This is a genomic window from Planktothrix mougeotii LEGE 06226, from assembly GCF_015207485.1.
In the GTDB taxonomy this organism is placed as follows: Bacteria; Cyanobacteriota; Cyanobacteriia; order Cyanobacteriales; family Microcoleaceae; genus Planktothrix.
The window spans coordinates 59,114-71,838 of record NZ_JADEWU010000003.1; the positions used below are offsets into that span (position 1 = coordinate 59,114).

The 12,725-nt window shown below is 37.9% G+C and carries 12 protein-coding genes; 10 read left to right on the top strand and 2 right to left on the bottom strand.

The genetic code is table 11. The features are described from left to right. The first annotated feature begins 2 nt into the window (after positions 1-2). From hypD to IQ236_RS02225, 4 genes are all read left to right on the top strand, one after another. The gene (hypD, locus tag IQ236_RS02210) at positions 3-1,124 is read left to right on the top strand and encodes a hydrogenase formation protein HypD (protein WP_193867767.1); all 1,122 of its coding nucleotides are present in this window, start codon (positions 3-5) and stop codon (positions 1,122-1,124) included. Between the two features lie 170 nt (positions 1,125-1,294). Beyond that, positions 1,295-3,223, top strand: coding sequence for a glutamine--fructose-6-phosphate transaminase (isomerizing) (gene glmS, locus IQ236_RS02215; RefSeq protein WP_193867768.1), 1,929 nt, complete (start codon positions 1,295-1,297; stop codon positions 3,221-3,223). Between the two features lie 488 nt (positions 3,224-3,711). Beyond that, entirely contained in the window at positions 3,712-4,395 is a 684-nt protein-coding gene (locus tag IQ236_RS02220; RefSeq protein WP_193867769.1) for a Uma2 family endonuclease, read from the top strand. A gap of 118 nt (positions 4,396-4,513) precedes the next feature. Further along, positions 4,514-5,197 (top strand): Uma2 family endonuclease, encoded by a 684-nt coding sequence (locus tag IQ236_RS02225; RefSeq protein WP_193867770.1) that lies wholly within the window; start codon positions 4,514-4,516, stop codon positions 5,195-5,197. Between the two features lie 103 nt (positions 5,198-5,300). Here IQ236_RS02225 and IQ236_RS02230 read toward each other — a convergent pair whose 3' ends face one another. Continuing rightward, positions 5,301-6,275, bottom strand: coding sequence for a hypothetical protein (locus IQ236_RS02230; RefSeq protein WP_193867771.1), 975 nt, complete (start codon positions 6,273-6,275; stop codon positions 5,301-5,303). A 358-nt stretch (positions 6,276-6,633) separates the two neighbouring features. On the opposite strand from IQ236_RS02230, the gene IQ236_RS02235 reads away from it, so the two are divergent. From IQ236_RS02235 to IQ236_RS02255, 5 genes are all read left to right on the top strand, one after another. Further along, positions 6,634-6,819 (top strand): type II toxin-antitoxin system HicB family antitoxin, encoded by a 186-nt coding sequence (locus IQ236_RS02235; protein ID WP_193867772.1) that lies wholly within the window; start codon positions 6,634-6,636, stop codon positions 6,817-6,819. 68 nt (positions 6,820-6,887) lie between these two features. Continuing rightward, on the top strand, positions 6,888-8,738 hold the full coding sequence (locus IQ236_RS02240; RefSeq protein WP_193867773.1) for an N-6 DNA methylase: 1,851 nt from the start codon (positions 6,888-6,890) through the stop codon (positions 8,736-8,738). After that, complete coding sequence (locus IQ236_RS02245) at positions 8,735-8,962, top strand: type II toxin-antitoxin system HicB family antitoxin (RefSeq protein WP_193867774.1); 228 nt, start codon at positions 8,735-8,737, stop codon at positions 8,960-8,962. Before IQ236_RS02240 ends, IQ236_RS02245 begins: the two co-directional genes overlap by 4 nt. Then, on the top strand, positions 8,955-9,179 hold the full coding sequence (locus IQ236_RS02250; protein WP_193867775.1) for a type II toxin-antitoxin system HicA family toxin: 225 nt from the start codon (positions 8,955-8,957) through the stop codon (positions 9,177-9,179). The genes IQ236_RS02245 and IQ236_RS02250 overlap by 8 nt, the downstream gene beginning before the upstream one ends. Beyond that, entirely contained in the window at positions 9,179-10,426 is a 1,248-nt protein-coding gene (locus IQ236_RS02255) for a type ISP restriction/modification enzyme (protein WP_193867776.1), read from the top strand. Before IQ236_RS02250 ends, IQ236_RS02255 begins: the two co-directional genes overlap by 1 nt. 151 nt (positions 10,427-10,577) lie before the next feature. On the opposite strand, the gene IQ236_RS02260 is transcribed toward IQ236_RS02255, so the two are convergent. Next, positions 10,578-10,763, bottom strand: a complete 186-nt coding sequence (locus tag IQ236_RS02260; protein WP_228041378.1) for a hypothetical protein — start codon at positions 10,761-10,763, stop codon at positions 10,578-10,580. A gap of 227 nt (positions 10,764-10,990) precedes the next feature. Here IQ236_RS02260 and ribBA point away from each other — a divergent pair, with 227 nt between their 5' ends. Further along, positions 10,991-12,715 (top strand): bifunctional 3,4-dihydroxy-2-butanone-4-phosphate synthase/GTP cyclohydrolase II, encoded by a 1,725-nt coding sequence (gene ribBA / locus IQ236_RS02265; protein WP_193867778.1) that lies wholly within the window; start codon positions 10,991-10,993, stop codon positions 12,713-12,715. The last annotated feature ends 10 nt before the right edge of the window (positions 12,716-12,725 follow it).

A 12,725-nucleotide genomic window follows, 5' to 3' on the forward strand; every position in this document is an offset into this window, starting at 1 on the left:
TTATGAAATTTGTTGATGAATATCGGGATGCTAAATTAGCTCAGGATTATGCCAAAGCGATCGCAGCTATTACCACAAAACCCTGGACAATTATGGAAATTTGTGGCGGACAAACCCACTCCATTGTTAAATATGGCATTGATGAGTTATTACCCTCAGAAATTACCTTAATTCATGGCCCTGGTTGTCCCGTTTGTGTGACGGATATTAATATTATTGATCAAGCCATTGCTCTCGCTTCTTTACCTAATATTATCCTGTGTTCCTTTGGCGATATGTTACGGGTTCCAGGGAGTGAAAAAGACCTATTAAGTATTAAAGCAACCGGGGCAGATGTTAGAATAGTTTATAACCCCTTAGACTGTTTAAAAATTGCCCAACAAAACCCGACAAAAGAAGTAATTTTCTTCGCCGTTGGTTTTGAAACCACCGCCCCAACAACCGCAATGGTAGTCTATCAAGCTGATCAACAAAACATTAATAATTTCTCCCTGTTAGTTTCCCATGTGCTTGTTCCTCCAGCGATGGAAGCTATTTTATCTAGTCCTAATTGTCAAGTTCAAGGCTTCTTAGCGGCGGGTCATGTTTGCACGATTATGGGATATACGGAATATGAACCTATTGTTGAAAAATATCAAATTCCTATGGTGGTAACAGGGTTTGAACCTGTTGATATTTTACAAGGGATTTATTTCTGTATTCAACAGTTAGAAAACAGCGAATATAAACTCGAAAATCAATATAATCGTTCCGTGCGTCGAGAAGGAAATGAAACCGCTAAAACAATTATTCAAGAAGTGTTTGAAATTGTCCCCCGTCAATGGCGAGGGTTGGGGGAAATTCCCCAAAGTGGGTTAGGAATTAAACCCAAATATATTAATTTTGATGCTCAAAAACGGTTTAATTCTCAACAGTTAATTCCCGTTTCTTCCCCCTGTGCTGAGTGTATTAGTGGAGAAATTTTACAAGGAATTAAAAAACCCCATGAATGTTCTGCTTTTGGAACCCGTTGTACTCCTGAACATCCGTTAGGCGCGCCGATGGTTTCTTCTGAAGGAGCTTGTGCGGCTTATTATCGCTATCGTCAACAAACTCCCCACAATAAAATTCCGATTTCTTTATAATTTAGTTTTATTAAAAAATAATGTGAAAGAAGTTTTTCCCTAACCTTTTCAGTGTTAATCTCGCTTCTTGCTCCTCCACCGGAATAGAATAGTTATCAATTGTAGGATAAAGGGAATAAACTAGGATTAAAATTTGCGGCAAAGACCATTAAAGTAGGAGTTGTGAAGTTATGTGTGGAATTGTAGGTTATATTGGAACTCAAGTCGCCAGTGACATTTTAATCGCAGGATTAGAAAAACTGGAGTATCGGGGTTATGATTCTGCGGGTTTAGCGACCATTTGGGAAGGAAATATCCATTCTGTCCGCGCCAAAGGAAAACTCTATAATCTGCGGGAAAAATTAGCCCAGATTGAAATGCCTTCTAGTATTGGCATTGGTCATACACGCTGGGCGACCCATGGCAAACCGGAAGAACGCAACGCCCATCCTCACCTGGATCATAAAGGACGAGTGGCGGTTGTTCAGAATGGAATTGTCGAAAATTATCGAGAATTACGAGAAGAATTAAAAGCTAAAGGTTATGAGTTTAAATCGGATACGGATACAGAAGTTATCCCCCATTTAATTGCCGATATTTTGGCAACTAAAACTTCGGAAAAAACCACCTTTTTAGAGGCTGTTATTAAAGCCGTTAATCGCTTAGAAGGAGCCTTTGCGATTGCGGTTTTATGTGCAGATTATCCTAATGAATTAATTGTTGCCCGTCAACAAGCTCCCTTATCCATTGGGTTAGGTCAAGGGGAATTTTTCTGTGCCTCCGATACTCCCGCTTTAGTTCCTTATACCCAAGCTGTTTTAAGTTTAGAAAATGGTGAAATTGCCCGTTTAACTCATTTGGGTGTGGAAATTTATACCTTTGCTGGAGAACGTTTGCATAAAGTTCCTCGGATTCTCAATTGGAGTCCGTCTTTAGTTGAAAAGCACGTTTTCAAACATTTCATGCTCAAAGAAATCCATGAACAACCGGGAGTTGTTCGGGATTGTTTACAAGCTTATTTAGATCAGGAATGGGAAGGAGATCTTGAAAAAACCTTAGAAAAATCCGCTAAAAAATCTTCTGAGAAAAAAACACCCTCACCCATTCATTTAAGTATTCCCTCAAGCTGGTATCAAGATTTAGAACAAATTGAAATTTTAGCCTGTGGAACCAGTTGGCACGCGAGTTTAGTTGGCAAATATTTACTAGAACAATTAGCAGGTATTCCTACTATTGTACAATATGCTTCAGAAGCGCGTTATGCACCCACTCCCCTCAGACCAAATACAATCACCATTGGGGTTACACAGTCAGGAGAAACGGCTGATACCCTAGCTTCTCTAGCGATGGAACAGCATCGGCGAGTTAATGCGCGCCCTGAATATGCAGCAAAACTATTAGGAATTACAAACCGTCCCGAAAGTTCTTTAGCTCAATTAGTTCCCCATATTATTGATACCAGAGCCGGAATAGAAATTGGGGTAGCAGCAACAAAAACCTTTATGGCTCAATTAATTGCCTTTTATTTATTAGCCTTAGATATAGCTTGGCATCGTCAAGCGTTACCGCAATCTCGGTTGTTAGAAATTCTCAAAGATCTGCGACAAATTCCGGCTCAAATGGAACAGTTACTACAGGATCAAGAAAAACATATTGAGGAGTTAGCCCATGATTTTAATGAAACTCAAGATTTTATCTTTTTAGGGCGAGGAATTAATTTTCCGATCGCTTTAGAAGGGGCATTAAAATTAAAGGAAATTAGTTATATTCATGCTGAAGGATATCCGGCGGGAGAAATGAAACATGGCCCCATTGCTTTATTAGATGAAAAAGTGCCTGTTGTGGCGATCGCAATGCCGGGAAGTGTCTATGAAAAAGTGATTTCTAATGCTCAAGAAGCCAAGGCACGAGATGCTCGTTTAATTGGGGTGATGCCGAAGGAAGAACCGGAAGCCAAGGAAACCTTTAATGATGTTTTAGGGGTTCCTTGTGTTGATGAAATATTATCCCCAATTTTAACCGTTATTCCCCTACAATTGTTAGCGTATCATATTGCAGCACGGCGAGGGTTAGATGTAGATCAACCTCGGAATTTAGCGAAATCTGTAACTGTAGAATAATTCGGTTAGATTTTGTACAAATGTTGTCAAACAACAATAAAGTTGTACACTTTACGATAAAATAGACACAAATCCTCGTGTAGGGGCGAGGCGTGCCTCGCCCCTACGATCAATTGGATTTTAAGACATTTATACAACTGATTTAGACTTGCTATATATGTCCAGAAGAAATTCTCAAAGCCGTTAGTTACGAACTCAACCGCCCCCAGAAACCGGAAGCCAAAATCTTGATTGTCGATGATGATTATCAGCTACTAGCGGCCTTATCAAGTCTCTTAGTGCCTTGGGGCTTTCAGGTCAAAACCTTAGCAGACCCCCAGTCCTGATCTTGAATACTCCCATCATTGAGAAGCTCTGATTGTTGGTTGCTTAACATTGTTCTGATACTTTGTTATTTCCCCTTGACAAACAAAGCCGAAGAAAACTAAAGTTAGATTTGCTATTATTTAAGAGTATAATTATTGTCTAATTCGGGAGAAAAATCAAACATGATATCAACAACAATTTCTCCTAAATTAACGATTCCTCCTTTAGAAAACGGAGATCAACTAACCCGTGCTGAATTTGAGCGTCGTTATTCTGCTATGCCTCATCAGAAAAAGGCAGAATTAATTGAAGGAGTCGTTTATATGGCATCGCCTTTGCGAATCACTAATCATGGCAATCCTCACGCTCGAATCATGACATGGTTAGGATACTATTGGTCGGGTACACCAGGAATTGAATTGGGGGATAATGCTACAGTACGTCTCGATTTGGATAATGAACCTCAACCTGATGCACTACTAAGAATTGAAGTTGGCGGACAATCTAGGATTAGTCAGGATGGCTATGTCGAAGGTGCACCAGAATTAATCGTAGAAATTGCTGCCAGCACTGTGTCAATTGATGTTAACCAAAAATTGAAAGTTTATCGTCGAAATCAAGTACAAGAATATTTAGTTTGGCGAGTTGATGATCATGAATTTGATTGGTTTCGGTTAAATGCTGGAGAATATATTAAACTTGAACCTGATAGCAACGGTATCATTTATTCGCAAGTTTTCCCCGGTTTATGGTTAGATAAAGCAGCTTTATTAGCGGGAAATTTAGCCAAAGTTTTAGAGGTTTTGCAACAAGGATTAGCCAGTCAGTCCCATCAAGATTTTGTGCAACAATTAGTTAAAGAATAGATGGCGTTGGCTATCTTCGGAGCGCGTTAGCACTCATCGCAGACCAGATAAATTTGCGATCGCCCTTTTGATCACAAAATTAATCTATAATAAATTATAAGTCGCTTCTGGAAAAACCATGATCGCTTCTACTGTTTCTCCTCCGGCAACAATTCCGCCATTAGAAAACGGCGACAAACTAACTCGTATCCAATTTGAACGCCGTTATCAAGCAATGCCTGAAGTAAAAAAGGCAGAATTAATTGAAGGAATTGTTTATATGGCATCTCCAGTTAGAGCAAAAAAACACAGCAAACCTCATTCTCACATTGTCACTTGGTTAGGAACCTATGAAGCAGCTACACCTGGAGTGGAAACACTGGATAATGCCACTGTGCGCCTTGATGCCGATAATGAACCGCAACCAGATGCTTTATTAAGAATAGAACAGGGTGGACAATCGACGATTAGCGAAGATGATTATGTCAAAGGTGCGCCAGAATTAATTGTAGAAATTGCTGCTTCTACTGCCTCAATAGATTTACATCAAAAACTTAACGTTTACCGTCGTAACGGGGTACAAGAATATTTAGTCTGGCGAATTTATGATAGTGAATTTGATTTGTTTAGGTTAAATGCCGGAGAATATATTAAACTTGAATCTGATAGCAACGGTATCATTTATTCGCAAGTTTTCCCTGGTTTGTGGTTGGATAAAGCGGCTTTATTAGCAGGAAATTTAGCCCAAGTTTTAGAAGGATTACAACAAGGATTGGCAAGTCAGTCCCATCAAGACTTTGTGCAACAATTAGTTAAAGAATAGATGGTGTTGACGATCTGACTTTATTTTAAAATAACAAGAATCCCCCTTTTTTTCAACAGGGGGAGAATGTTAAAATAGACGTGAGGATTAGAACAAAATGCTGTTAACCCAGAGTAAAATCGGAAAGATTAAGATTTGTAGATGTGATCCCTTTGAAGACCGCTAAAACTTGTCCTGTATCCGCAATATTTACGATTGTATCATTAGCATAAAGACCCGTACCTTGAGTAATCGTGACATTAGAAATATCTGCAATCCCTTTTAGCAAAATATGATCGGTTCCCGGTTCAAAATCCATAATAATATCTGCTAAATCAGCGTTAGGCGGACTAAATTTCCCTGTCAGTACAAAGGTATCTGTACCACCGCCACCAATCAAAGTATCTTGACCCCCACCACCATCTAACAAATCATTACCGTCGCCACCCGTTAAGGAATCACGTCCTCGTCCCCCTAGGATTACATCGTCTCCTGCGTCACCTAAAAGCGTATCATTTCCGCGATAACCTGTTAAATAATCATTCCCAGTAGTTCCCGTTAAACTATCATCTTCATTCCCAGGGAATAAAGAATTATTCCCTTGTTGATTCGTTCCTTGATTAGGAGGAAAAGGCGGATTATTTTCTTGTGAATTCGTTCCTTGATTAGGAGGAAAAAGCGGATTATTTTCTTGTGAATTCGTTCCTTGATTAGGAGGAAAAGGCGGATTATTTTCTTGTGAATTCGTTCCTTGATTAGGAGGGAAAAGCGGATTATTTTCTTGTGAATTCGTTCCTTGATTAGGAGGGAAAGGAAGATTATTCCCTTGTTGATTCGTGCCTTGATTAGGAGGAAAAGGAAGATTATTCCCTTGTTGATTCGTTCCTTGATTAGGAGGGAAAGGCGGATTATTCCCTTGTTGATTCGTTCCTTGATTAGGAGGGAAAGGAAGATTATTCCCTTGTGAATTCGTGCCTTGATTAGGAGGAAAAGGCGGATTATTCCCTTGTTGATTCGTTCCTTGATTATTGAGGCTATTTACCCCACTTGGGACGCTTTCGGGATTTTCGAGAATGGGTAATTCTGTGCTGGTAGCCATAATAAAATCTCTCTTAATTAAGTATTTAATTTAAGTTGTTCGTTACATTTTTGGGATTCGTATGACTCTAATAGAACCCGGAATTAAGGGATTACTCCGTTAAGAGTCGGGCTTAGATCTAACTCACAACTTATCTTGTTTACTATTAACGGTTGTGTAAATTACAGAAACAATGTTGTTTAGATTACAGTTTTGTAATTTTTCAACTTTGGGCTATTTCCTTACCCCATGCTTATCCATTCTCCTTAAAAAATAAGAATTTGATAAGAATTTGATGAGAAATTGATAAGAACAATGAGTTAAACAATTGATTGAACTCAACATCTTTGAGGGTTAAATATCTCCAGGAGAAAACCTTATGAAATGGCGTGTTATTTTAGAACCTGACCCGGAAACTGGAGAATGGGCTGTTTGGTGTCCAGAGTTACCCGGTTGTGTTTCCGCAGGTCAAACGGAAGCAGAAGCGTTAGAAAATATTCGAGAAGCGATCGCACTTTATCTTAAACCTGATCCGATTATATTAATCGAAAATAGAACAATTTAGATCGTCAACTTCAAGCAATTTTAACCTATAATGCTGATCAAGACAATCTGTTTTAAGGACTGATCAGCATGAATTTTGAAACTTATGTGCGATCGCTTCAAAAAAATTTACAACGAGGGAGTGAACGCACCCACTATCCCGCTTTAAAAACCTTATTAGATCATCCCTCAGAACAGATTGAAGCCAGTATTGAGGAAAAAGGAAATAAAGCCGGAATTCCTGATTTTACCGTTAGGAAACGAGAGTTATTAATGGGGTATGTGGAAGCCAAGGATATTGGAGTCGATTTATCAACGGTTGAAAAAACAGAACAGTTAGAACGGTATCGAGAATCCCATATTGGGGCTAATTTAATTTTAACGAATTATTTAGAATTTCGTTGGTATGTTAACGGGAAACTACGCTTAAAAACTGTTTTAGGAGAACAAGTTAATCATCAAATTCAATTAATTGATTCTGAACAAACAAATCAATTAATTCAAGGCTTTCTCAACTATCAGGGCGAAATTATTAATAACCCTGAAGACTTAGCAAAACAGATGGCACGGTTGACAAAAGCGATTCGTTATGCAGTCATAGAAGCCTTAAAACTTGAAACAGAGACGGGTGAATTGCATCAACTCCAAAAGGGATTTCAAGAGGTTTTATTACCGAATTTAGAACAATCTACTTTTGCGGATATGTATGCTCAAACTGTCGCCTATGGTTTATTTACAGCGAGGGTAAGTCATGCTCAAAACCCTCAAAACTATGCGTTTGAACGACGCACCGCCGGGTTATATATTCCCGATACAAACCCATTTTTAAAGCGGTTATTTAATACGGTTGTTGATACGGATGCGCTTTCTCAAATTAATTGGGCTGTTGATGATTTAGTTCAACTTTTAGCCCAAGTCAATATGACGAATATTTTAGAAAATTTTGGCAAAAATACCCGACAGTCAGATCCGGTTGTACATTTTTATGAGACTTTCCTCGCCGCCTATGATGCCGCATTGCGAAAAAGTCGAGGGGTTTATTATACACCTGAACCTGTGGTATCTTTTATGGTGCGTTCAGTGGATTTAATTCTCAAAAATCGGTTTAATTTAGCATTAGGTTTGGCTGATTATAGCATAGATAAAATTACAAAACAGCCGAGGGTACAAATTCTTGATCCTGCAACGGGAACGGGAACATTTCTCTATACTGTGGTGAATCAAATTTACCAAAATTTAGATAAAATGGGGTTAGCTAGTAGTTGGAATGATTATGTTAAAGAGCATTTATTTAATCGTTTATATGGATTTGAATTGTTAATGGCTCCTTATGCGATCGCTCACTTAAAATTAGGATTACAATTACAAAATTATGGTTATCAATTTCAACAGAAACAACGGTTAGGAATTTATTTAACCAATACCTTAGATGAAGCGTTAAAAAAATCTGAGATTTTATTTGGTCAATATGTCGCCCAAGAAGCCAATGAAGCCGCTGCTATTAAACGAGATTTTCCGGTTATGATAGTCATCGGTAATCCCCCTTATTCGGGACATTCTGCCAATAACAGTGAATGGATATCAGGATTAGTAAAAGACTATTATTATGTAGATGGTGTACCATTAGGAGAACGTAACCCAAAATACTTACAAGATGATTATGTTAAGTTTATTCGGTTTGGACAATGGCGAATTGACCGTACAGGTTCAGGAATTTTAGCATTTATTACTAATCATGGTTATCTGGATAATCCTACCTTTCGGGGAATGCGGCAAAGTTTAGAGAAAACCTTTGATGAAATCTATATAATAGATCTACATGGGAATAGCAAGAAAAAAGAAGTGACTCCCGATGGTTTACCCGATAAAAATGTATTTGATATTCAGCAGGGAGTCGCAGTTTGTTTTATGATTAAATATCCCCAGGAGAAAACAAGATGATCCGAACCCAAAAATTTACAGCAATTATTGAGCGTGAAGATGATGGTTATGTTGCTTTATGTCCAGAACTAGATATTGCTAGTCAAGGTAATTCTATTGAGGAGGCAAGAAATAATTTGATTGAAGCTTTAGAATTGTTTTTTGAAGTGGCTGATCCTTCAGAAATACAAAATCGCTTACGTTCAGAAGTATTTGTGACTCAATTGGAGGTAGCAATTGGGTAAGCTACGAGTTTTATCAGGACAAGAAGTCTGTAAAATTTTAGAAGAAAATGGTTTTGTACAAGTCCGACAACGGGGTAGTCACATCATTATGCAACTCAAAACTAATGAGACAACTATCAGTGTTCCTGTCCCCAATTATCCAGAATTAAAAATTGGGACTTTACAATCAATTATTCGCCAATCAGGATTAGCACGTTATCTTTTTGAGGTAATTTAATGACTAAATATTATCATGTTGATATTTGGGGTTCAAGGGAAGATAAGTATAGTTATCTTAACGAAAATGATTGGACTACTATTGAGTGGAAAGAAATTTTTCCGACTTCACCTTTTTATCTTTTTATTCCTCAAAATAAAGATTTATTAGCAGAATATAACCAAGGCTGGAAAATTACTGATATAATGCCAGTTAACTCTGTAGGGATAGTAACTGCTAGAGATTCCCTCACTATAAAATGGTCTCAACAAGAGGTAAAAAATACAGTTAAAGATTTTGCTTCACTTCCTGTAGAAGAAGCGAGAAAAAAATATGATTTAGGAAAAGATACCCGAGATTGGCAAGTTAAACTTGCTCAAAATGATCTAAATAAATATGGTATTGAAGATACAAATATTGTTCCTATTTTATATCGTCCCTTTGACACAAGATTTACTTACTATACAGGGCAAACAAAAGGTTTTATTTGTATGCCACGTTTTGAAGTGATGCGTCATATTTTAGGCAAAAAAAACTTAGTATTAATTACAGCAAGAGGAATAGAAGTTCAACGTGAGTATGATCAAATTTTCTGTACAACTGAAATTATTCAAAATCATAGTTTATGTTTAAAGGAAGCTAACTATTTATTTCCTCTCTACATTTATCCCGATATCGAAAATGCTCAATATAACTTATTTACAGAACGTACTTCTAACTTTTCTCCCAGTTTCCTAAGTGAAATCAAAGCTAAATTAGGGTATATTCCCACCCCAGAAGCAATATTTTATTATGCTTATGCTATTTTTCATAGCCCCACCTATCGACAACTTTACAGCGAATTTCTAAAAATTGACTTTCCTCGCTTACCCCTAACTAGCAATGAGAAATTATTTAAAAATTTAGCCCAAAAAGGCGAAGAATTAGTGCAACTGCATTTAATGGAATCTCAACAACTGAATCGTTTAATCACGAAATATCAAGGGGAAGGAGAGAACAACGTTACAGAAGTCACCTACAAACCCCAACAGCAACGAATCTATATTAATAAAACTCGTTATTTTGAAGGAATACCCCCGGAAATCTGGGAATTTAAAATTGGTGGCTATCAAGTATTAGATAAATGGTTAAAAGATCGAAAAAAAGCTAATCGTAGTTTATCCTTTGACGATATTCTGCATTATCAAAAAATCGTTGTAGCGTTAACAGCAACCTTAAATATAATGAAAGAGATTGATCAAATCATTCCCGAATGGCCTATTCAATAAAACTGATTTAATTTAAAATCGGATCTATAATAACTAATGAGTTAAACAATTCCCTCCAACTCAACATTTTTGATGGTTAAATATCCCCAGGGGAAAACAAAATGATCCGAACCCAAAAATTTACGGCTATCATTGAGCGTGAAGGTGATAGTTATATAGTTTTCTGTGACTTTCCTAAACGATAAGCGGTTAAAGAACTGTTGCGAATATCCGTTTCTAACTGTGAGATTAGTTCATCTAAATCTAAAATATTTGTATCAATACGTTTGCATAAATCTCGCATTTTAGTAGCAGAATGCAATCTAACTTCAACATTAGGAATTATAGGTTGATTCATCATAGTAAGTTCCAATTTCTCTTAACTTCTTGAATACTAGCTTGCATAGCTTCAGCATTAGCCTCAGCTTCTGCCATTGTTCTTTCCAGTAGTTCTAGGTTAGCACGACTCGCCATAGGCTGAGATTCAAAAATCCGCTTTAACACGATAGAAATGTGATCTCGATTGTTCAACAGCGTTACAATCAATAAAGAAGCGTTGATGAAAAAACGATTTTGAGCGAGTCTGTGCTACCAACAAACACCCCTCCCACCTTCCAATTTGACACCATTGAAGCCGCCTTAGCAGATCTCAAAGCGGGGCGTTGTATTGTGGTGGTTGACGATGAACACCGCGAAAACGAAGGCGACTTAATTTGTGCTGCCCAATTTGCCACACCCGATATGATTAACTTCATGGCGGTGTATGCACGGGGATTAATTTGTTTAGCGTTAACGGGTGAACGTCTCGATCAGTTAGACTTGCCGTTAATGGTGACGAAAAACACCGATGCGAATCAAACAGCTTTTACCGTTAGTATTGATGCGTCGCCTCAAATGGGGGTTTCAACGGGAATTTCCGCCGATGACCGGGCTAAAACGATTCAAATTGCCATTAACCCAGGGACTCGCCCCGAAGATTTACGACGTCCGGGTCATATTTTCCCCCTGCGGGCCAAGGAAGGCGGGGTATTGAAACGGGCCGGACATACGGAAGCCGCCGTTGATTTATCTCGGTTAGCGGGGTTATATCCGGGGGGTGTGATTTGTGAAATTCAAAACTCCGATGGGTCAATGGCGCGACTTCCTGAATTATTGGAATATGCCAAAGTTCATCATTTAAAATTAATTACCATTGCAGATTTAATTAGTTATCGCCTCAAACATGATCGTTTTGTTTATCGAGAAAGTGTTGCTAAATTACCGACACAATTTGGCGATTTTAAAATTTATGCCTATCGCAATACTTTAGATAATACCGAACATATTGCTTTAGTTAAAGGTGATCCTGAACAATTTAAAGAAATGCCTGTGATGGTGCGAGTTCATTCTGAATGTTTAACGGGAGATTCCTTTGGATCAATGCGCTGTGACTGTCGAATGCAGTTACAAACGGCGATGAAAATGATTGATTATGCCGGGTCGGGAGTGATTGTTTATTTACGACAAGAAGGGCGAGGAATTGGATTAATTAATAAGATTAAAGCTTATTCTTTACAGGACATTGGACTCGATACCGTAGAAGCCAATGAACGCTTAGGTTTTGCCCCGGATTTACGCGATTATGGCATGGGGGCGCAAATGCTAAATGATTTAGGCGTGAGGCAAATTCGCTTAATTACCAATAATCCCCGAAAAATTGCTGGGTTAAAGGGGTATGGAATTGAAATTGTAGATCGAGTTCCGTTAATTATTGAAGCAACGGATTATAATACGGTTTATTTAGCAACTAAAGCTCAAAAATTAGGGCATTTATTATTACAAACTTACTTAATTACGATTGCAATTAATTGGGATGAACCTCAACCCTCATCTTTGAATTTAGAAGAAGAATATCTCGAACGACAAAGACATCCTACTTCGGTACAAAGTCGTTATGAACGGTTAGAAAAGTTACGATTTTTAGCCCAAACCAATGATTTATTACTCCAAGAAGAAGCTCGACCTGTGGCGATCGCGTTGTTTGATCAAGCATTATTAATTATTAATTTAGGCTTTGATCAAGCCGGAGTTGCTGATCCCCACTGGTATCAACAATTGGATCATCCTTACTTAAAAGCGATTACAACAATTTTAGATCAAATTACTCAATGGCCCCATCTGCAAAAATTACAATTTTTGATTTCTTCTGGGGTTGATCCCCTGACAAATTTACAAGCACAACTCAAGCATAAACAATTTCCGATGACTCAACTCCCTTCTTCCATTTGTCAACAGTTAAAACCCCAAACCATTTATAGCTTTTCATCCTAAAAATTGTAGT